Source organism: Pseudomethylobacillus aquaticus, assembly GCF_003730115.1.
Lineage (GTDB): Bacteria > Pseudomonadota > Gammaproteobacteria > Burkholderiales > Methylophilaceae > Pseudomethylobacillus > Pseudomethylobacillus aquaticus.
Genome location: NZ_RJVP01000004.1, coordinates 204,858 through 224,009 on the forward strand (window position 1 = coordinate 204,858; position 19,152 = coordinate 224,009).

The 19,152-nt window shown below is 57.6% G+C and carries 24 protein-coding genes; 17 read left to right on the forward strand and 7 right to left on the reverse strand.

Annotated features, from left to right (window positions below):
* Window positions 1-9 precede the first annotated feature (9 nt).
* Both ccsB and ED236_RS09045 read left to right on the forward strand, forming a co-directional pair.
* Complete coding sequence (ccsB, locus tag ED236_RS09040) at window positions 10-1,152, forward strand: c-type cytochrome biogenesis protein CcsB (protein WP_123237706.1); 1,143 nt, start codon at window positions 10-12, stop codon at window positions 1,150-1,152.
* 212 nt (window positions 1,153-1,364) lie between these two features.
* Window positions 1,365-2,717 carry a sugar transferase gene (locus tag ED236_RS09045; protein ID WP_123237642.1) on the forward strand — a complete coding sequence of 451 codons (1,353 nt, stop codon included), beginning with the start codon at window positions 1,365-1,367 and terminating at the stop codon, window positions 2,715-2,717.
* 161 nt (window positions 2,718-2,878) lie between these two features.
* Here the strand turns inward: ED236_RS09045 and efp are convergent, their stop codons facing one another.
* The 7 genes from efp to greB form a co-directional block, all read right to left on the reverse strand.
* On the reverse strand, window positions 2,879-3,436 hold the full coding sequence (efp, locus tag ED236_RS09050; RefSeq protein ID WP_123237643.1) for an elongation factor P: 558 nt from the start codon (window positions 3,434-3,436) through the stop codon (window positions 2,879-2,881).
* Window positions 3,437-3,497: 61 nt separating this feature from the next.
* Window positions 3,498-4,592 carry an elongation factor P maturation arginine rhamnosyltransferase EarP gene (earP, locus tag ED236_RS09055; protein ID WP_123237644.1) on the reverse strand — a complete coding sequence of 365 codons (1,095 nt, stop codon included), beginning with the start codon at window positions 4,590-4,592 and terminating at the stop codon, window positions 3,498-3,500.
* A 2-nt stretch (window positions 4,593-4,594) separates the two neighbouring features.
* Entirely contained in the window at window positions 4,595-5,026 is a 432-nt protein-coding gene (locus tag ED236_RS09060) for a hypothetical protein (RefSeq protein WP_123237645.1), read from the reverse strand.
* Window positions 5,023-5,349, reverse strand: a complete 327-nt coding sequence (locus ED236_RS09065; protein WP_123237646.1) for a heavy-metal-associated domain-containing protein — start codon at window positions 5,347-5,349, stop codon at window positions 5,023-5,025. The genes ED236_RS09060 and ED236_RS09065 overlap by 4 nt, the downstream gene beginning before the upstream one ends.
* Window positions 5,350-5,378: 29 nt before the next feature.
* On the reverse strand, window positions 5,379-6,062 hold the full coding sequence (locus ED236_RS09070; RefSeq protein WP_123237647.1) for a hypothetical protein: 684 nt from the start codon (window positions 6,060-6,062) through the stop codon (window positions 5,379-5,381).
* Between the two features lie 36 nt (window positions 6,063-6,098).
* Window positions 6,099-6,542, reverse strand: a complete 444-nt coding sequence (locus tag ED236_RS12390) for a hypothetical protein (protein WP_148042276.1) — start codon at window positions 6,540-6,542, stop codon at window positions 6,099-6,101.
* Between the two features lie 71 nt (window positions 6,543-6,613).
* On the reverse strand, window positions 6,614-7,129 hold the full coding sequence (gene greB, locus ED236_RS09085) for a transcription elongation factor GreB (protein WP_123237650.1): 516 nt from the start codon (window positions 7,127-7,129) through the stop codon (window positions 6,614-6,616).
* A gap of 356 nt (window positions 7,130-7,485) precedes the next feature.
* Here greB and ED236_RS09090 point away from each other — a divergent pair, with 356 nt between their 5' ends.
* From ED236_RS09090 to hxlA, 15 genes are all read left to right on the forward strand, one after another.
* A complete protein-coding gene (locus tag ED236_RS09090; protein ID WP_123237651.1) occupies window positions 7,486-8,133 on the forward strand; it encodes a prepilin-type N-terminal cleavage/methylation domain-containing protein in 648 nt (215 codons plus the stop codon).
* A 145-nt stretch (window positions 8,134-8,278) separates the two neighbouring features.
* A complete protein-coding gene (locus ED236_RS09095) occupies window positions 8,279-9,085 on the forward strand; it encodes an ABC transporter ATP-binding protein (RefSeq protein WP_123237652.1) in 807 nt (268 codons plus the stop codon).
* A complete protein-coding gene (gene mlaE, locus ED236_RS09100) occupies window positions 9,078-9,881 on the forward strand; it encodes a lipid asymmetry maintenance ABC transporter permease subunit MlaE (protein WP_123237653.1) in 804 nt (267 codons plus the stop codon). Before ED236_RS09095 ends, mlaE begins: the two co-directional genes overlap by 8 nt.
* Window positions 9,882-9,905: 24 nt before the next feature.
* Window positions 9,906-10,385 carry an outer membrane lipid asymmetry maintenance protein MlaD gene (gene mlaD / locus ED236_RS09105; protein ID WP_123237654.1) on the forward strand — a complete coding sequence of 160 codons (480 nt, stop codon included), beginning with the start codon at window positions 9,906-9,908 and terminating at the stop codon, window positions 10,383-10,385.
* 18 nt (window positions 10,386-10,403) lie between these two features.
* Complete coding sequence (locus ED236_RS09110; protein ID WP_123237707.1) at window positions 10,404-11,018, forward strand: MlaC/ttg2D family ABC transporter substrate-binding protein; 615 nt, start codon at window positions 10,404-10,406, stop codon at window positions 11,016-11,018.
* Window positions 11,019-11,037: 19 nt separating this feature from the next.
* Window positions 11,038-11,343: an STAS domain-containing protein gene (locus ED236_RS09115; protein ID WP_240032096.1), complete on the forward strand. Its 306-nt coding sequence runs from the start codon at window positions 11,038-11,040 to the stop codon at window positions 11,341-11,343.
* 30 nt (window positions 11,344-11,373) lie between these two features.
* Window positions 11,374-12,273 (forward strand): ABC transporter ATP-binding protein, encoded by a 900-nt coding sequence (locus ED236_RS09120; protein WP_123237655.1) that lies wholly within the window; start codon window positions 11,374-11,376, stop codon window positions 12,271-12,273.
* Complete coding sequence (locus tag ED236_RS09125; protein ID WP_123237656.1) at window positions 12,270-13,043, forward strand: ABC transporter permease; 774 nt, start codon at window positions 12,270-12,272, stop codon at window positions 13,041-13,043. The genes ED236_RS09120 and ED236_RS09125 overlap by 4 nt, the downstream gene beginning before the upstream one ends.
* Window position 13,044: 1 nt before the next feature.
* The gene (locus ED236_RS09130; protein WP_123237657.1) at window positions 13,045-13,299 is read left to right on the forward strand and encodes a BolA family protein; all 255 of its coding nucleotides are present in this window, start codon (window positions 13,045-13,047) and stop codon (window positions 13,297-13,299) included.
* 37 nt (window positions 13,300-13,336) lie between these two features.
* On the forward strand, window positions 13,337-13,654 hold the full coding sequence (grxD, locus tag ED236_RS09135; protein WP_123237658.1) for a Grx4 family monothiol glutaredoxin: 318 nt from the start codon (window positions 13,337-13,339) through the stop codon (window positions 13,652-13,654).
* Window positions 13,655-13,669: 15 nt separating this feature from the next.
* Window positions 13,670-14,938 carry a UDP-N-acetylglucosamine 1-carboxyvinyltransferase gene (gene murA / locus ED236_RS09140; RefSeq protein WP_123237659.1) on the forward strand — a complete coding sequence of 423 codons (1,269 nt, stop codon included), beginning with the start codon at window positions 13,670-13,672 and terminating at the stop codon, window positions 14,936-14,938.
* A gap of 49 nt (window positions 14,939-14,987) precedes the next feature.
* Entirely contained in the window at window positions 14,988-15,629 is a 642-nt protein-coding gene (hisG, locus tag ED236_RS09145) for an ATP phosphoribosyltransferase (protein WP_123237660.1), read from the forward strand.
* Window positions 15,630-15,645: 16 nt separating this feature from the next.
* Entirely contained in the window at window positions 15,646-16,962 is a 1,317-nt protein-coding gene (hisD, locus tag ED236_RS09150) for a histidinol dehydrogenase (protein WP_123237661.1), read from the forward strand.
* Entirely contained in the window at window positions 16,959-18,023 is a 1,065-nt protein-coding gene (hisC, locus tag ED236_RS09155; RefSeq protein ID WP_123237662.1) for a histidinol-phosphate transaminase, read from the forward strand. Before hisD ends, hisC begins: the two co-directional genes overlap by 4 nt.
* 131 nt (window positions 18,024-18,154) lie before the next feature.
* Window positions 18,155-18,832, forward strand: coding sequence for a 3-hexulose-6-phosphate synthase (gene hxlA / locus ED236_RS09160; RefSeq protein ID WP_123237663.1), 678 nt, complete (start codon window positions 18,155-18,157; stop codon window positions 18,830-18,832).
* Window positions 18,833-19,152 lie beyond the last annotated feature (320 nt).

Genomic DNA, 19,152 nt, shown 5'->3' on the forward strand with positions numbered 1-19,152 from the left:
GGGATGACCATGAACACGCTCAGCTACGAACTGCCGCAACCTTTGCTCAAACGCCTGAACTGGCTGGACTGGCTGTATGCGCTGTTGCTCAACCTGGGGGCTGTATATGCGTTTATGCATTATTCCCAGTTCATGGACGCTTACGAGATCGGTTTCCTGTTCGGTGCCGGCCTGCTGTTCACCTGGCTGGGCTGGTGGTGGAAGCCGATGCGTGCCCTGGTCATCGGTGTCGGTGTGCTCAGTCTGGCCGCCATCGCTTTGTATGACGGGGACGCCGCGCGTGCCGGGCAGAGTTTCTTCCTCAAGTACCTGATCGCCAGCCAGTCTGCCGTGATGTGGATGAATGTGCTGTTCGTGCTGGCCATGCTGACCTACTGGCTCGGATTGTTCAGCCGTTCAGAGTTCACGGCTAAAGTGGCCTCCAGCCTGACTTGGGCTGCCGTGCTGATGGGCTACATCGGCCTGATGGTGCGCTGGTACGAGTCCTACCTGATCGCGCCGGATGTAGGCCATATCCCGGTCAGCAATCTGTACGAAGTGTTCATCCTGTTCTGCCTGATCACCGCACTGATGTACCTCTACTACGAGCAGCGCTATCAAACGCGCCAGCTGGGTGGCTTCGTGCTGGTGGTGGTCAATGCTGCCGTCGGGTTCATCCTCTGGTACACCTTTGACCGAGGGGCTCACGAGATCCAGCCGCTGGTGCCTGCGCTGCAATCTTACTGGATGAAGATCCATGTGCCGGCCAATTTCATCGGTTACGGCGCGTTCTCGCTGGCGGCCATGGTGGGCAGTGCCTACCTGCTGGCCAATCGCGGCATCCTGGCCTCGCGCCTGCCTGCACTCAGCATCCTGGATGATGTGATGTACAAGGCCATCGCCATCGGCTTTGCCTTCTTCACCATCGCGACCATCCTGGGGGCCTTGTGGGCGGCAGAAGCCTGGGGCGGCTACTGGTCCTGGGACCCTAAGGAGACCTGGGCCCTGATCGTGTGGCTGAACTATGCGGCCTGGTTGCACCTGCGTCTGGTCAAGGGCTTGCGCGGACCGGTGCTGGCCTGGTGGGCCGTGGTCGGCCTGCTGGTGACCACATTCGCGTTCCTGGGTGTGAACATGTTCCTGTCCGGCCTGCATTCCTACGGCGAGCTGTAAACAATCGACGCTGCGCCAGCGGCGTGAGAGCCTGGTTTTTACAGGCGAACACGCCGCAAAGATGACCACTTTATGCGCTTGCGTTGCAAAGCGCACATACATACTCTAGTATCAATCCAACAGTACTGAACCCAGCAGTGTCCCCCATGGAGAGGCGCTGTAACCTGCCCGTTGTTCGTGTTCATCGACCAACTTTTGAGTGAGCGGCCAAGATGAGTCTTTATTCCACACGCTTCAATCCGTTCGCGTTGCCTACGCGTACCATCGCGCAGTATTTGCTGGAGCCGCTGGTCTGGTTGCTGGTGTTATTCGTGATCAGTGCCTACACGGGGGCGAGCGCGGATGGTAGGCACGTCGCCCTGTTTCTGCTCACACTGTTATTGACCTTCCCGGGTTGCCGGCCGCACGGCAGCAGCGCCGGGTTCCTGGGTCAGGTGGTGGCGTCCACGCTGCGTATCGTGGTTCTGCTGTCGCTGGTGGGCTGCTTGACCTCCAGCCTGGATCTGCTAAGCCCATCTGCCTTGCTGCTCTGGTGGTTGCTGTCGCCTTTGCTGGTGTTCGTGCTGGGCCTGGGTCTGGAAGCCATGATGCGCAAGCACCCATCCAAAGCGCGCCGCGCCGTGCTGGTAGGTGGCACCAAACAGGCACAGAAATTCATCGACACGCTGGCAGCACAGCCTGAGCTGGCGGTCATGGTGCTGGGCTTCTTCGATGACCGGGAAGCACAACGTCTGGAAGTGCAGGATACTGGTGCGGTGCTGGGCAACCTGTCGCAGATCTCCGCATATTGCCAGCAGCATGGTGTAGACGATATCTACATCGCCCTGCCCATGATCGCCGAGCCACGCATCATCAAACTGCTGGACGAGTTGCGCGAGGTGCGTTCCAGCATCTATTTCCTGCCGGATGCCTTCATCCATGACCTGATGCAGACGCGCATCGATGTGCTGGGTGGCATGCCGCTGCTGGCCATGAGTCTCACTCCCATGCAAGGCTTGCAGGCGCTGATCAAGCGTGTCAGCGATAGCATGCTGGCAGCCGTGCTGCTGGTGCTCAGTCTGCCCGTGCTATTGCTACTGGCTGTGGTCATCAGGCTGGGTTCGCATGGTAGCGTGATCGTCTGTCACCGCATGCACCATCTGGATGGCCGTGCGCTGACGGTTTATCGACTGCGTACGCGCAATATAAGTACAGAAGAGATGATCCAGGCCCGCACACCCATCGGTGATTTCCTGACCTGCTCGGGGCTGGAGTGGCTGCCCGCCCTCTACAACGTGGTGCGCGGTGATATGGCGCTGGCCGGGCCGCGTCCGTATCCGGCTGAACAGCAGGAGCTGTACCACAAGCACTTGAAGACCTATCTGCTGCGTTACCCGGTGCGTTCCGGCATCTTCAGTTGGGCTGGCAGCAATGGCAGCGTAAGTGAGCCGGAAAAAAGTGAAGACATTGAGCGCCGTCTGGCCAGCGACATGGATTACCTGCGCAACTGGTCCTTGTGGCTGGATATGTGGATCGTGCTGCGCGGCTTGCTGCGTTTGCCACGCTCGCGTCACGATTGGCTGTGACCGACCTTGTGAACGGATCAAGCTTGCGCTGAGCCGTCAGCCGTGGATTCATCAATGTGGATTCAACAGCGGTAGCAATAAAAAAGGGGCCATCGGCCCCTTTTTGTTCCTCAGGCTACCGGCGATTCGCAAGTAGCCTGGTGAGTATCAGTTGGTGTGGATCACTTCACACGGTTCTTGTATTCCAGCGTACGCGTATCGATTTCGATCTTGTCGCCGATTTCGCAGAACAGCGGTACTGGCAGTTCGAAGCCGGTGTTGATGCGGGCGGCCTTCATGACCTTGCCGGAGGTGTCGCCCTTGACGGCAGGTTCGGTGTAGATGATCTCGCGTACCACGGAGTTCGGCAGCTCCACTGAAATAGGCTTGCCGTTGTAGAACACCACTTCACAGGGCATGGCGTCTTCCAGGAACTTCAGTGCATCTTCCATGGTTTCGGCTTCCACTTCGTACTGGTTGTACTCGGCGTCCATGAACACGTACATCGGGTCAGCGAAGTAGGAGTAGCTGACGTCCTTCTTTTCCAGCACGACAACTTCGAACTTGTCGTCTGCCTTGTAGACCGCTTCGCTCGGGGATTCGGTCAACAGGTTCTTGAACTTCATCTTGACCACGGAAGAGTTACGGCCAGACTTGCTGAATTCGGTTTTCAGCACGACCATTGGATCTTTGCCGACCATAAATACGTTGCCTACGCGGAGTTCCTGAGCTGTTTTCATCTGTTGTCCTGCGACTAAAAAAGGTTGAAAAGTGTGAAAAGTCGCGGATTATACCGCAGATTTATGAAAAATTCTCGCAGAAAATCACCAGCTTAGCGGCCAGATCCGGTAGTTCGGCCAGCTGCGCGCAGCGTTGTTTTGCCTGTGTTTGCAGAGACGGTAACTGGTCAACGACCGCTTGCCAGGCTTGTGTTTGCCAGGGTCCTGCCACCCAGGCCGCATGGAGTTGCTTTAGCACAGCGTCGGCCTGGTAGCGCTCGAGGAAAGCTTGCAGCTTGACCAGATGCAGCGCGTCTTGTTGCCGGTAAGGTTGCCAAACGAAGGGTTTTGCCGCCCATAGCGCACGTATCCAGCTGTCTTCACCACGCACAAAGTTGAGGTCACACGACCATAGCAACTGGTCGTAATCGTCCTGCGTCAGAAAAGGCAGGATGTCCAGCGTCAGCGCGCCCTGTTGTTGCCGCTCGCCTGCGCGTATGGCGGGCAGTCCGAAAAAGGCAGCGATCTGTGGCACGATGCTGCTCTCGGGTACCAGGCAATGCACGGCGCGTGGGCTGTCTGCCATGCTTTGCAGCAGCGCCGCAATGGGCGCATGCGGGTAGCAGAACAGCGAGACCCGTAATGCCGTGCGGCTGCGCATCCCGGCATTGACCTGACAGGCGTCGCGGCGTGTGAACAGGTCTTGCTCCCGCAGCAGGCCGCCGGTATCTGCATCGAAGCCGGGGAAGTAAAAGGTCTTGCGTAGTGGCCAGCGCGGGTGTGGTGAGGGCTGCAGATGGAATCCCTGAGTCCAGGCTTCTGCGGTCAGGTAATCCAGATTGATCCACACCGGTGCGGTGCTGCGCATGGCCATGGCGTGCAAGTAAGGGTCGGGCAGTTCACAAGCAAACGCTTCGATGACCACTTCCGCCGCCTCATCCACCACGAAAGCGGGTTGCCAGGCACGGACCGTGATACCGTCAATCTGCTGGTTTTCAGCATCGTCCCGCAGGCCGGGAATCAGCTTGGCCGCAACGGTGAGATCGTCCACCCACAGGCGCAGCTCGCGGCCGTGTTCATGGGCAAGCTGGCGTGCCAGACGCCAGCAGACGCCGATATCACCGTAATTGTCGATCACGCGACAGAAGATATCCCAGCGCTGCTGGCGAACTGACATGACTACTCCATTAACAGAGGGGCGATGAACGCGAACCAGATACCAACCAGCAGCATGGCCCAGGACAACAGGTAGATCCACCATGCCTGTCGTCGTGCTCGCGTACATGCAGCTGCCAGTGCCGGGTCTGCCGGGCACGGCGCCGATCTGGCCCGCCATTGTAGCAAGCCTGCGAGCAGCATCATGCTGCCAGCCAGCGAGAACAGCAGCAGCTTGTACTCACTGAGCCAGACCAGTTGTGGCACGCTGCTGATCAGCGAGGACAAGGCGGCCCCGGCCCCCAGCGTGACCAGCAAGGCTGGCAGCGCACAGCAGATCAGCGTGGAGCTGCTGGTCAGCAGCGTCAGCAGGCTGGCGCGCCGGTTCAGCTTGAGCAGGTCGGGGCCGCTGGCGGTTGTGCTGGCATCAGCCGCGCTGGGCTTGGCGCGGCTCATTTTGCCATCTCTGTGCGCAGGCTAGCCGCGCTCTGGTCTACCAGCTTGGCTTCGGCCACATCGTAACCTGCCTCTTTGATGATCTGCTTGAACTGCTCGATAGGCACGCTCTGGCCGTCTTTCAGTTCCAGCACCACGATGTGCTGTTTGAGATCGATGAATACGTCCTGTGCGGCTGGCAGGCTGCGCAGCTTTTTCTCTATGCCTTTGGCGCAGAAGGCGCACACCATGCCGTTGACTTCGGCCTTGATGCTGCTGGCTGCCATGGCGGCGTTGGAGAACAGGAACAGGCTAAACAAGCTGATCACAATGGTTTTTTTCATGATGAAATTCCTTGAATGGGTTTGAATGATCAAAACACGAACATCAGATTGACTCTGGGCATGCGGTCTTCCGGCGTGAACGGATTGGTCATGCCTACTTCCATAAAGTAGTTCTTGTTGATGAACCTGAGCGCGGGCGTCACCTGGAACGCGGGTGACATATTGCTCATGGTTCTGGCTTCCAGCACAAACCAGGGCTGCGTCTGGTCGAACCCGGTCTCGTAGAACGAGAAGCCGGCCTGCACCGAAGCGCTGTCGAAGTTCATGCCCGGGGCACGCACCATGCGCAGCTTGCCCAGCAAATACAAGCGTGTGGTTTCGTAGTCGAACTGCACGCTAGGGGTGTAGGCCAGACCGGACTGATCGTCGCCGTGCGATTCACCGATGCCACCTGTGAACCAGAAATTGGCCTGACCACCCTTGAAGTTCCAGCGTTTGAGCAGATTGGTATAGCTCAGCGCGGAGATGGTGCTGGTGCGATCGTTCTTGTCGCGCATGCGCATGAACTCCACGCCATAGGCCTGGCCGACTGTGGCCGAGTAGTTGGCCATCATTTCCTGATAATCCGGGCCGAACTCGCCCATCACCATGGTGCTGTCGGCAAAGCCCATCAGGGCCGCGGCCTGTGCCTGCGGGACGATGCTGAATGATGCCAATGCCGCGATTGCAATAAAACCGGGTGTCGCCGGAAAGGCGAGCAGATATTTCCACATAAAACCTCCTGAATATAAAAAGACGAGGGTAGGGTTTTATGCGTTGATGGGTGGTTTGATAGCGGGAGGGTGGTTAAGTGTAGTGAAGGTATCGGCACTGACCGCATGGCGGTCGGCCGGCATGGCAGCCAGGCGGGCGTCGAAGGCCTGAAGCTGGATCATGGACAGAGTGATCATGCACCAGCCACAGCTGGCGCACTGGTGCTGGACGCTCTGTTGCTCATCGCAACACGGCATCTCTGCAGGCTTGTCTGCCGTATGTTGGTGAGCTCCAGCCGCTTCCATCATGCTGCTGGTGGCCATGTCGTGGCAGGGCATGCCAGACGCTGGTGTAGTCTTTGCTTGGTCTGCGGACACCGACACCGCTGCCAGTGACTGCAACTGCATCGCGATGGCCATGGACGAAGCCGCGTTTGCCAGCAGGGGCAAACACAACATCAACAGCAGGGCGATCAGCTTGTTCATCGACGATATCATCATGGCAGTACGCTTATGAGTCAAGTTGGCAGGCTTGGTTCACGCGCCGCTTTTAGTTCACGCGCTGCTTATGCTCATGATGGCTCGCCTGTGCTGCCCTGATCCGGGTCATGATAGGCGATCTCGACGATCTCATAAGCTTCTACGCCGCCGGGCGACTGCACCTGCACCACATCACCGACCTGCTTGCCCAGCATGGCGCGCGCCAGTGGCGATACCCAGCTGATATAGCCTTTGGATGGCGCCAGCTCATCCTGCCCGACGATGCGGTAACGCAGCTCTGCCTCGCGGTCCAGCGCATACAGTGTGACCCAGGCGCCGAAGAACACCTTCTCCAGATGCTGCTGCTGGGCAGGGTCTACCACCACGGCATTGTCCATGCGCTTGATCAGGAAACGCATGCGTGAATCGATCTGGCGCAAACGTCGCTTGCCGTAGATGTAATCGCCATTCTCGCTGCGGTCACCGTTACTGGCTGCCCAGCTCACGGTGCGTACCACCTCCGGGCGCTCCACTTTGCGCAGCTGCTGGAATTCCTCTTCCAGTGCTGCAAAGCCCTGTGCCGTGATGTAATTTTTCTGATCTGCCATGACGGCTATGGTATCGCACTGTGCGCCACGGCTAAAAATCCAACCCTATCTATCATCGTCGTCTGCGTAAGGTCCCTAGCTTAAAAGGCTGCTGCAACAGCTTTTGTTTACTACCAATCCGTTTACTAGCGCCCACCTGTCTGGGCCTAAGTCCATCTTCTTTCTGGGGTGTGCCAAGCTGATCGAGTTGAACTAGTCCCTCCTTCGCCTTTTTTATCGTTCCATCCGCCTTCCTATGGGTCACCACTCACCGGGGTTTGACTGTCGCTTTTCACGAACATAACCTTTTGACATAAAACGTTTTTGTCGCGCTGTCTGGTATCCCGGGAACTTAACCTATCTTAGGAGGCACTATCATGAAACGAAACGCAGGCTTTACCTTGATCGAATTAGCCATCGTACTGGTGGTGGTTGGTTTATTGCTGGGCGGGGTGCTTAAAGGGCAGGAGTTGATCGGCAGTGCCAAGGTCAAGAGTCTTACTTCCGAATTGAAGAACCTGCAGACCTATATGTATACCTATCAGGATAAATTCCGCGCCTTGCCTGGCGATGACCGCAGTGCCGCCATTCATGTGGGAGGTACCAATGCTGCCGGCACCCAGAATGCCAGTATCGACGGTGTCTGGAACGGCGCCAGCCTGCCAGCTGCCAGCGAGACCGAGCTGTTCTGGCAGCATGTGCGCCTGGCTGGCCTTGCCAACGGCAGCACCAATATCAACACGGCAGGCTATTACCCCCGCAACACGGAAGGTGGCCGCATCGGCGTGCAGAGCAGTGCCACACTGGCGGTGTTGACCAACATGCCAGCCGGGCATGCAGGCTGCATGGACGGTTTGTCCAGCAAGCTGGTGACGCAGATGGATATTCTGCTGGACGATGGCGAGACCTCTAGCGGCAGCTTGCGCGCCTACGACACCGCAGTGCTGACGGCGCGCGATGGCGATTCTACGGCCAGCATCAATGCGGCACCTGCGGCGAGCTACGCGGTGTGCCTTGCTTTCTAGCAAGTTCTGATTTCGGGTCAGGGCAGGTTTCTGCCGTGAAAAATGCAACATCAGCCTGGCATGCCAGGCTTTTGTACAAGTGAGCACGACACAGGCAGCCAAATTGCATTAAAATTACGGCCTTAATGAAACGAAACCACATCCTGTGACCGACAACATCGTCGAAATCGACAATCTTTCCTTTGGCTACAAGGGCCGACAGCTGCACAAAGGCATCAATATGGTCTTTCCACGCGGCAAGGTGGTGGCCATCATGGGCGGCAGTGGCAGCGGTAAGACCACCTTGTTGCGTCTGATCGGTGGGCAACTCAAGCCTACGCGTGGTGAAGTGCGTGTGGGTGGCAAAGTGGTACATCACCAGGACAGGGACGGTCTGCACACGCTGCGTCGCAAGATGGGCATGTTGTTCCAGTTCGGGGCGCTGTTCACCGACCTTTCCGTTTACGAGAACGTGGCGTTCCCGATGCGTGAGCATACCGACCTGCCCGAGACCATGATCCGCGATCTGGTGATGATGAAGCTGAATGCAGTTGGTTTGCGCGGTGCGGCACAACTGATGCCGACCGAATTGTCTGGAGGTATGGCACGTCGTGTGGCGCTGGCCCGTGCAGTCGCGCTGGACCCCTCCATCATCATGTACGACGAGCCGTTCGCTGGTCTGGACCCGATCTCCATGGGGGTGGTGTGTAACCTGATCCGCAGTCTAAACGATGCACTGGGTGCGACCTCCATCGTGGTCACACATGATGTGCATGAGACGTTCTCATTCGTGGATTATGTTTATTTTGTCGGCAACGGCGTGGTGGTGGCGGAGGGTACCCCTGACGAGTTGCGTCATTCCGATCTGCCGTTCGTGCATCAGTTTGTGCATGGCGAAGCGGATGGCCCGGTGCCGTTCCATTATCCGGCGCCCGACTATGCGGCCGAGATGCTGAGAGGTCATAATGTTTAGTGGTTTGCTGACCAAGGTCGCCAAGGTGTTGCGTGGTGTCGGCCACAAGCTGGTGGACCAGTTGTGGCGTTTTGGGGGCGCAGTGCGCTTTTCCGGCTATGTATTGCTGTATTCAGGCGAGAGTTTCCGCCGTTTGCATCTGACCATTCGTGAGATCTACTTCACCGGTGTGATGTCGTTGATCATCATTCTGGTGTCTGCCTTCTTTGTCGGCATGGTGCTGGCCCTGCAAGGCTATAACACGCTGCAGAAATACGGCTCGTCTGAAGCCATCGGCGTGCTGGTGGCCTTGTCACTGGTGCGCGAACTGGGTCCGGTGGTCACGGCCTTGCTGTTTGCCGGCCGTGCCGGCACGGCCATCACTGCTGAGATCGGCCTGATGAAAGCCACCGAGCAGTTGTCAGCGATGGAGATGATGGCTGTCAGCCCGATCGCACGTGTGGTTGCGCCGCGTTTCTGGGCGGGCGTGATCTCTATGCCCTTGCTGGCGGCACTGTTCTCGATGGTAGGCGTGCTGGGCGGCTATCTGGTCGCAGTGCCACTGATCGGTGTGGACAACGGCGCGTTCTGGTCGCAGATGCAGGCCAACGTGGATTTCCGTGAAGATATTGTCAATGGTGTCATCAAAAGCGTCGTGTTCGGCGTTGCTTGTACCATGATCGCGTTATTTGAAGGATTCGATGCACCACCCACCGCTGAAGGGGTGAGCCGCGCCACAACAAGAACGGTGGTTAATTCTTCGCTGGCGGTGCTGGCGCTGGATTTCATCATGACCTCATTCATGATCAACCCGTAAACGACAGATCGCTTTGGAGAAAAAATGGAACGTACAACAATAGACCTGTGGGTAGGCATCTTTGCCGCAGCAGGTATGGCGGCGATACTGGGTCTGGCCATGAAGGTCGGCAACCTGACCTCCAGCAGTGTGGGTGAAACCTACACCGTGACGGCAGCCTTTGAAAACATCGGCGGGCTGAAAGCGCGCGCACCCGTCAAAAGTGCGGGTGTGGTAGTGGGCCGTGTGGATGGCATACGTTTCGATAGTAAGACGTTCGAGGCTGTGGTCACCCTCAAGCTGGACAAGCGTTACCCGTTCCCTACCGATACCGAGGCCAACATTTATACTGCAGGTTTGTTGGGTGAGCAGTATGTGGGCCTTGAAATCGCAGGTCTGGAAGATTCAAACCTGAAGGAAGGCGACAAGATCAAGCGTACCCAGGACGCCGTAGTGCTGGAAAAAATGATCAGCCAGTTCCTGTACAGCAAGGCTGCTGAAACTCCGACTGATGAAAGCAAATAAGGAAACACAATGAACCGCATGACCAAACTGGCTACGGCCCTGAGCATTACCTCGCTGCTGATGTTCGCTGTTCCTGCGCTAGCGGAAGTGGCGCCGGATGAGTTGGTGAAAACCACAGCGCAGGAAGTGCTGGACATCGTCAAAAAAGATAAGGACATCCAGGCGGGCGACCAGAAGAAGATCTTTGCACTGGCAGAAGAAAAGATCCTGCCCAACTTCAACTTTGACCGTGTGTCGCGCATGGTGCTGGGCAAGAATTGGCGCAGCGCCACCCCTGAGCAGCAACAGGCCTTCCAGCGTGAGTTCCGTAGTCTGATGCTGCGTACTTACGCGACTGCCCTGTCCAAGTACCGTAATCAGACCATCGATTTCAAGCCGACTCGTGTACAGCCCGGCGACACCGAAGTCACGGTCAAGACCTTGATCGTGCAGCCTGGCGGTCAGCCGATCGCGGTCGATTACAGCCTGGAAAAACAGACAGACGCCTGGAAGGTCTATGACATCACCATCGAAGGCGTGAGCCTGGTGACCAACTATCGCAGCCAGTTCGGCAATGAAGTGCGTCAGGCCGGTATCGATGGCCTGATCCAGAAGCTGGCTGACAAAAACAAGCAGGCCAACGCCTCGAAATAAGCTGATCAGGGAATCTGTGGTGGCACAACTTAGCAAACAGCAGGGCCAGGTGGTGGTGGTGGGTGACATGACCATGACCAACACGCAGTCGCTGCTATCCGAGTGGACGGCATTGTCTGTGGACGTGCCGTCTGCTGTCGATCTTGCTGGCGTAACTGACGTGGATACCAGCACTATCAGCCTGATGTTCGAATGGCTACGTCAGTCACGTGCACGTGACTGTCAGCTGCACTTCCTTAATCTGCCTCACAATCTGACCAGCCTGGCCACGCTGTATGGCGTGCTTGATCTGATCCCCACCGGCCCAGCCGTCGCTGGCCATTGAAGATGGGGGCATTCGCCCCATGTTACCCCTATGACCCCGGCGATCAAGATCGAACAAGTACACAAGCATTTTGGTACATTGCATGCATTGAAAGGTGTCGATCTGACCATAGCCCAGGGCGAGTTCTTTGCCCTGCTGGGGCCGAATGGTGCTGGTAAATCCACACTGATCAGCCTGCTCGCTGGCTTGCAACAGCCGACCAGTGGCCATCTGTCGGTGATGGGTTTCGACGTGCAGCGTGACTACCAGCAGGCGCGTCGTAGTCTGGGTGTGGTGCCGCAAGAACTGGTGTTCGACCCCTTTTTCAATGTGCGCGAGATGTTGCGTTTCCAGGCTGGTTACTTTGGTCTGGGTCGCAGTAATGACGTGTGGGTGGACGAGGTGATCGAGGCGCTCGGCCTCACTGATAAAGCCCACACCAATATGCGTCGCCTGTCCGGCGGCATGAAACGCCGTGCGCTGATCGCGCAGGCGCTGGCGCACAAGCCGCCAGTGATTGTGCTGGATGAACCCACCGCCGGTGTGGATGTGGAATTGCGCCAGACCATGTGGGCGTTCATCCAGCGCCTGAACCGTGAAGGCCATACCATCATTCTGACTACGCATTACCTGGAAGAGGCCGAGACCTTGTGCTCGCGCGTGGCCATGCTCAAGCAGGGCGAGATCATCGCACTGGACAGCACCGCGAATCTGCTCAACCGCTTCCCGGGCAAAAAACTCAGGTTGAAGCTGAACGGCAGTCTGCCGCTGGCTCTGCAGCCTTTGCTGCGCCAGCAGGAAGGGGAGTATGTGGTGCTGAATCTCAGCGAAGTCACGCAGATCGATACGGTGTTGCTTGAATTGCGCCAGGCCGGCGTCAGCCTGCAGGATCTGCAGCTGATCGAGTCGGATCTGGAAGACGTGTTCGTCGATCTGGTGGGCCGCGTATGAGTCCGCAAGTACATCCCTGGTTCGGTGCCTGGACGCTGTTCCGCAAGGAGTTGCTGCGCTTCTGGCGCGTGAGTTTCCAGACTGTGGCCGCGCCGGTGATGACGGCCTTGCTGTATCTGCTGGTGTTCTCGCACGTCCTGGAAGGGCGTGTGCAGGTGCACGGCGTGAGCTATACCGCGTTCATGATCCCGGGGCTGATCATGATGTCCCTGCTGCAGAACGCGTTCGCCAACAGTTCATCCAGCCTGATCCAGTCCAAGGTGATGGGCAATCTGGTGTTCGTGCTGCTGACGCCTATCACCTACCTGCAATTCTTCCTGGCCTTCCTGGCAGCGGCTATACTGCGCGGGCTGGTCGTCGGGTCCGTGATCTACCTGGTCGCTATCCTGTTCGTGGACCTGCCGCTGGTCTATCCGGGCTGGGTGCTGGTGTTCGCCTTGCTGGGCAGCGGTCTGTTGGGGGCATTCGGCATCATCGCCAGTATCTGGGCCGAGAAGTTCGACCAGATCGCGGCATTCCAGAATTTTGTGATCATGCCGCTGTCCTTTCTGTCCGGCGTGTTCTATTCCATCCATTCCCTGCCGACCTTCTGGCAGCAGGTGACGCATCTCAACCCGTTCTTCTACATGATAGACGGCTTCCGTTATGGCTTCATCGGCAGTGGTGATGTTTCGCCCTGGCTGAGTCTGGCCATTGTTTCGGCGAGCTTTTTCGTCCTATCATGGCTGACCTTGAGATTGCTCAAATCCGGCTACAAATTAAGGAGCTGACATGCTGAGTGCGAGCGACGTACGCGATTACATTTTACAAGGCTTGGCCTGCGACCACGTGCAGGTGCTGGGCGATGATGGTACCCATTTCGAGGCCGTCATCGTCAGCCCGGCGTTTGTCGGCAAGAACATGGTGCAGCAGCATCAGCTGGTCTACAAGGCGCTGGGCGACCGCATGCGTCAGGAGATCCACGCACTGTCGATGCGCACCTTCACCCCGGAAGCCTGGGGCAAGCTGGATGTGCGTTCGGCATAACAATCAAGAATCAACGCAATTATCGAGAGGACCAAAGATGGATACGCAACAATTGATCAAGAACCAGGTGACCGCTAACCCGGTGGTGTTGTACATGAAGGGCAGCCCCAAGTTTCCGCAGTGCGGCTTCTCCAGCCTGGCAGTGCAGATCCTGCAGGCCTGTGGCGTGCAGAACCTGACCGCCATCGACGTGCTGCAGGACCCGGCCATCCGCGAAGGCATCAAGCAATACGCCAACTGGCCTACCATTCCGCAGCTTTATATCCACGGCGAATTCGTCGGTGGCGCGGACATCATGCGCAGCCTGTATGAATCCGGTGAGCTGCAGCAAATGTTGGAAAACCCGGTCGCCTGAGCCCGGAACTGAATCTTGGATAAACTGCAGATCGAAGGCGGTCAACCGCTGAACGGCGAAGTGCGCATCTCCGGCGCCAAGAATGCCGCATTGCCCATCCTGTGTGCGGCCTTGCTGACCGAGGCGCCCCTGCAACTCAGCGAAGTGCCGCATCTGCATGATGTGGCCACCATGCTCAAGCTGTTGTCGCACATGGGCGTGCAGGTGGAGCGTAGCGATACGCACCACGCCACCTTGCATGCGCAGCATATCGCGCATCAGGAAGCGCCGTATGACATGGTGAAAACCATGCGCGCCTCCATTCTGGTGCTGGGGCCGTTATTGGCCCGCTTCGGCAAGGCGCGGGTTTCATTGCCTGGTGGCTGCGCCATCGGCTCGCGCCCGGTCGATCTGCATATCAAGGGTTTGCAAGCCATGGGCGCTGATATCCATATCGCCCACGGCTATATCGAGGCACATTGCCAGCATTTGCCGGGCAAGCGCCTGCGTGGCGCGCGCATCCTCATGGAGATGGTCACCGTGACCGGTACCGAGAACCTCATGATGGCAGCGGCACTGGCAGATGGCACCACGGTGCTGGAAAATGCCGCACGCGAGCCTGAAGTGGTCGATCTGGCCGAGTGCCTGATCAAGATGGGCGCGCGCATCGAAGGGGCGGGCACCGATGTGATCACCATCCATGGTGTGGATGCTTTGCATGGCGCAGCGCATGCCATCGTATGTGACCGTATCGAAGCGGGCACCTACATGGTGGCCGCCGCCATGGCCGGTGGTGAAGTCACTTTGCGTAATGCGCGTGCCGATCTGCTGGAAGCCGTCATCGAGAAGTTGCGCGATGCGGGTGCGCAGGTGACGCATGCTGCTGACAGCATCACTGTGAAAAGTAACGGTGCCATGCAGTCGGTCAATTTGCGTACTGCACCGCATCCGGCATTCCCAACCGATATGCAGGCGCAGTTCATGGCGCTGAATACCGTGGCCAAGGGTGTTGCCAGCGTCACCGAGACCATTTTCGAGAACCGCTTCATGCATGTGCAGGAGCTGCAGCGCCTGGGCGCGCATATCGAAGTGGAAGGTCATACCGCCATCGTGCGTGGCGTACACTGTCTGGATGGCGCCACCGTGATGGCGACCGATCTGCGCGCTTCCGCCTGTCTGGTGCTGGCCGCGCTGGTGGCGCGTGGCGAGACCACCATCGAGCGCATCTACCATCTGGACCGTGGCTATGAACGGCTGGAAGAGAAATTGACGGCGCTGGGCGCCAGAATCAAACGTATCCACTAAGTGCTGCACGCAACAAAAAGCAGACAAAACGTAAACAACGAGTGCAACCATGATCACCATCGCCCTGTCGAAAGGCCGTATTTTTGAAGAGACCACGCCATTGCTGGCGGCGGCTGGCATTGTGGCGCTGGAGAATCCGGAGTCTTCCCGCAAGCTGATCCTGCCGACCAACTGTGATGATGTGCGGCTCATCATCGTGCGTGCCACTGACGTGCCTACCTATGTGCAGCATGGCGCGGCCGATATCGGCATTGCCGGCAAGGACGTGCTGGATGAGCATGGCGGAGCAGGGCTGTATCAGCCGCTGGACCTCAATATCGCACGTTGCAAGATGATGGTGGCAGTGCGCGAAGGCTTTGATTATCAGGGCTCGATCCGCCGTGGTGCACGCCTCAAAGTGGTGACCAAGTATGTGAAGACGGCGCGTGAGCACTTTGCCGCCAAGGGCATGCACGTAGACCTGATCAAGCTGTACGGTTCCATGGAGCTGGGGCCGCTGGTCGGGCTGGCAGACGCCATCGTCGATCTGGTCAGTACCGGTGGCACCTTGCGTGCCAATCATCTGCAGGCAGTAGAAGAAATCAGTGCCATCAGTTCCCGGCTGGTGGTCAATCAAGCCGCGTTCAAGCTCAAGCGCGAACGTCTGCAAAGCATCATGGATGCCTTTGCGCGCGCAGTTAATGCAGGGTGAAACAGAAAGTAGAAACATGAACGTCAAACGATTATCAACGGCCGATGCCAACTTCGATGCAGCGCTGAAAGCGCTGTTGGCTTTTGAGACCGCGCAGGATGACCGCATCGACCAGGTGGTGGCGGACATTCTGCGTGATGTGAAACAGCGCGGCGATGCCGCAGTGCTGGACTATACCCAGCGCTTCGATCGCCTGGCAGCAGCCAGCATGGACGCGCTGGAGCTGGGCCACGCGGAGCTGCAGGCAGCACTGGACAGCCTGCCAGCTGCACAGCGTGAAGCGCTGCAATCCGCTGCCGAACGTGTGCGCAGCTACCACGAGAAACAATTGATGTCGTCGTGGAGCTACACCGAAGCCGATGGCACCTTGCTGGGTCAGCAGGTCACGGCGCTGGACCGCGTGGGCCTGTACGTGCCGGGCGGAAAAGCCGCCTATCCTTCCTCGGTGCTCATGAACGCCATCCCAGCCAAGGTGGCCGGTGTCAAAGAGCTGATCATGGTGGTGCCCACGCCGGCTGGCGAGAAAAATGCCCTGGTGCTGGCCGCCGCCGCGATCTGTGGGGTGGACCGCGTGTTCTGCATAGGCGGCGCGCAAGCCGTGGGCGCGCTGGCCTATGGCACGCAAACCGTGCCACAGGTCGACAAGATCGTCGGCCCTGGTAACGCCTATGTGGCTGCCGCCAAGCGCCGTGTGTTCGGTGTGGTCGGTATCGACATGGTGGCGGGGCCATCCGAGATCCTGGTGATCTCCGATGGCTTAAGCAACCCGGATTGGGTCGCCATGGACCTGTTCTCACAGGCGGAGCATGACGAGCTGGCACAATCCATCCTGCTGTCACCCAATGCCGAGTTCCTCGACCAGGTCGCAGCCAGCATGGCACGTCAGGTGGAAGAGATGCCGCGCAAGGACATTATTCGCACCTCCATCGAAAACCGTGGCGCGCTGATCCAGGTCAAGGACCTGGACGAAGCGGCCGACATCGCCAATTACATCGCGCCCGAACACTTGGAGCTGTCGATGGCAGACCCGCTGCCCTACAGCCAGAAGATCCGCCATGCTGGCGCCATCTTCATGGGGCGCGACACCTGCGAGGCACTGGGCGATTACTGTGCTGGCCCTAACCACGTGTTGCCCACCTCGCGTACCGCGCGTTTTTCGTCACCACTGGGTGTCTATGACTTCCAGAAGCGCTCCAGTCTGATCATGGTGTCGTCCGAAGGCGCCCAGACGCTGGGCAAAGTGGCGGCCACGCTGGCCTACGGTGAAGGTCTGCACGCGCACGCGCGCTCCGCAGAGTACCGTCTCAAGACCAAGCCTGAGGAGGCGTCGTGAGTCGCTACTGGAGTGATGTGGTGCACAGCCTGACCCCTTATGTGCCAGGGGAACAGCCCAAGCTAAGCAAGCTGATCAAGCTCAACACCAACGAAAACCCATACCCGCCCAGTGATGCGGTGCTGGAGGCCATGCGTGCTCAGGCCGCCTATAGCCTGCGCCTGTATCCAGACCCGAATTCGGATGCGCTGAAGACCGCCATTGCCGATTATCATGGCCTGATAACAGCGCAGGTGTTCGTGGGCAACGGCTCGGATGAAGTGCTGGCGCACGTGTTCCATGCCTTGCTCAAACACGATGAGCCGCTGCTGTTCCCGGACATCACCTACAGCTTTTACCCGGTTTACTGCGGCCTGTATGGTATCGAGTACCAAACCATAGCACTCACCGAAGACTTCCAGATCAGTGTCGATGACTATCTGCGCCCCAATGGCGGCATCATCTTCCCTAACCCGAATGCGCCCACCAGCTGCGCCTTGCCGCTCACCGAGATCGAGCGGCTGTTGCAGGCCAACCCGGATTCCGTGGTGGTGATCGATGAAGCGTATGTGGATTTCGGTTGCGAATCGGCCGTGCAGCTGGTCAACCGCTATCCTCAGTTGCTGGTGACGCACACCCTGTCCAAATCGCGCTCACTGGCGGGCTTGCGCGTCGGCTACGCGGTCGGCCATGCTGACCTGATCGAAGCGCTGGTAAGGGTCAAAGACAGCTTCAATTCCTATCCGCTGGACCGCTTCGCCCAGGCAGGTGCCATCGCCGCCATGCAGGACGAGGCCTGGTTCCAGCAGACCCGTCAGCGGGTGATCACCACGCGCGAGCAACTGGTCAGCGATCTGCAGGCGCTGGGCTTCGAAGCCTTGCCTTCTGCGGCCAATTTTATTTTTGTACGTCATCCGTCACATGATGGGGCCGCGCTGGCGCAACAGTTGCGTGAACGCAGCATCATCGTGCGACATTTCAAAAACCCCGCCCGTATCTCGGCGTTTTTACGCATTACCATCGGTACGGATGCCGAATGTAATGCGCTGGTGCATGCCTTACGCGAGTTAGTTACTAGCTAGGCCTTAATTCCCTCACATTTGTTGAATGATGGCGGCATATTGCAAGCCACTGTCATAACAAGATATAGTGTCGCATGACTGAAAAAGTCTGCGATAGAACACTATTTTCGTAAACCTGTGGAGGAAGCATCATGGCATTAACCCAAATGGCATTGGACTCATTGGACTTTGACGCAACGGTCGCTCTGGCGGCAAAAGTTGCGCCTCATGTCGACATTCTGGAAATCGGTACCCCATGCATCAAGCACAACGGTATTGATCTGCTGAAGACACTACGTGCCAAATTCCCAAATAACAAGATCCTGGTTGACCTGAAGACCATGGACGCTGGTTTCTACGAAGCCGAGCCATTCTACAAAGCTGGTGCTGACATTTGTACCGTTCTGGGTACCGCTGACCTGGGCACCATCAAGGGTGTGATCGATGTTGCCAACAAGTATGGCAAAGAAGCGCAAGTTGACCTGATCAACGTGACCGACAAAGCCACCCGCACTCAAGAAGCGGTCAAGCTGGGCGCACACATCATTGGCGTGCACACCGGTCTGGACCAACAAGCCGCTGGCGGCACCCCATTCACCGACCTGGCACTGATCGCCAGCCTGAACACCGGCGTGAAGATCTCGGTTGCTGGTGGTGTGAAGGCTGCAACCACTGCTCAAGTACGTGACGCTGGCGCGACCATCATCGTTGCTGGCGCTGCTATCTACGGTGCTGCTGACCCAGCTGCATCCGCTGCTGAAATCACCGCAATCGCTCATGGCACCACGGGTGGTGGTGTGTTCGGTTGGCTGAAGAAGCTGTTCAGCTAAACTGAACATTGATTCCAGCCTTGTTTGGCTGAATCTGAATCAGATGGAATAGAAAAGCCCTCGAATCATTTCGAGGGCTTTTTGTTAAATACGGATCAGTATTTAAACGAAGGGAAATCACTTTCTGACAAAATATATAGTAATCAAGCCGATAGAAGCCTTATAGCAAGCAATATGAATGCATATAATAGTTGTTTACTCTCTTTTAATGCACCATCTTACTGAAAAGTTAACCTTGTCTCTCAGGCGATCTGAAAAATAATGTTGGAGTCAGCACTGCTTCATTACTTTGGATTAGTGACTTTTAACTGCTACACAGA

Bases quoted from the DNA above. Each gene is read 5' to 3' on its own strand.
- mlaE (WP_123237653.1), top strand. From the start codon at position 9,078: ATGTTTAGTGGTTTGCTGACCAAGGTCGCCAAGGTGTTGCGTGGTGTC.
- ED236_RS09070 (WP_123237647.1), bottom strand. From the start codon at position 6,062: ATGTGGAAATATCTGCTCGCCTTTCCGGCGACACCCGGTTTTATTGCA.
- ccsB (WP_123237706.1), top strand. From the start codon at position 10: ATGAACACGCTCAGCTACGAACTGCCGCAACCTTTGCTCAAACGCCTG.
- hisG (WP_123237660.1), top strand. From the start codon at position 14,988: ATGATCACCATCGCCCTGTCGAAAGGCCGTATTTTTGAAGAGACCACG.
- ED236_RS09125 (WP_123237656.1), top strand. From the start codon at position 12,270: ATGAGTCCGCAAGTACATCCCTGGTTCGGTGCCTGGACGCTGTTCCGC.
- mlaD (WP_123237654.1), top strand. From the start codon at position 9,906: ATGGAACGTACAACAATAGACCTGTGGGTAGGCATCTTTGCCGCAGCA.
- ED236_RS09045 (WP_123237642.1), top strand. From the start codon at position 1,365: ATGAGTCTTTATTCCACACGCTTCAATCCGTTCGCGTTGCCTACGCGT.
- ED236_RS09065 (WP_123237646.1), bottom strand. From the start codon at position 5,349: ATGAAAAAAACCATTGTGATCAGCTTGTTTAGCCTGTTCCTGTTCTCC.
- hxlA (WP_123237663.1), top strand. From the start codon at position 18,155: ATGGCATTAACCCAAATGGCATTGGACTCATTGGACTTTGACGCAACG.
- ED236_RS09110 (WP_123237707.1), top strand. From the start codon at position 10,404: ATGACCAAACTGGCTACGGCCCTGAGCATTACCTCGCTGCTGATGTTC.
- efp (WP_123237643.1), bottom strand. From the start codon at position 3,436: ATGAAAACAGCTCAGGAACTCCGCGTAGGCAACGTATTTATGGTCGGC.
- ED236_RS09060 (WP_123237645.1), bottom strand. From the start codon at position 5,026: ATGAGCCGCGCCAAGCCCAGCGCGGCTGATGCCAGCACAACCGCCAGC.
- ED236_RS09130 (WP_123237657.1), top strand. From the start codon at position 13,045: ATGCTGAGTGCGAGCGACGTACGCGATTACATTTTACAAGGCTTGGCC.
- grxD (WP_123237658.1), top strand. From the start codon at position 13,337: ATGGATACGCAACAATTGATCAAGAACCAGGTGACCGCTAACCCGGTG.
- ED236_RS09120 (WP_123237655.1), top strand. From the start codon at position 11,374: ATGACCCCGGCGATCAAGATCGAACAAGTACACAAGCATTTTGGTACA.
- ED236_RS12390 (WP_148042276.1), bottom strand. From the start codon at position 6,542: ATGATGATATCGTCGATGAACAAGCTGATCGCCCTGCTGTTGATGTTG.
- ED236_RS09090 (WP_123237651.1), top strand. From the start codon at position 7,486: ATGAAACGAAACGCAGGCTTTACCTTGATCGAATTAGCCATCGTACTG.
- hisD (WP_123237661.1), top strand. From the start codon at position 15,646: ATGAACGTCAAACGATTATCAACGGCCGATGCCAACTTCGATGCAGCG.
- earP (WP_123237644.1), bottom strand. From the start codon at position 4,592: ATGTCAGTTCGCCAGCAGCGCTGGGATATCTTCTGTCGCGTGATCGAC.
- greB (WP_123237650.1), bottom strand. From the start codon at position 7,129: ATGGCAGATCAGAAAAATTACATCACGGCACAGGGCTTTGCAGCACTG.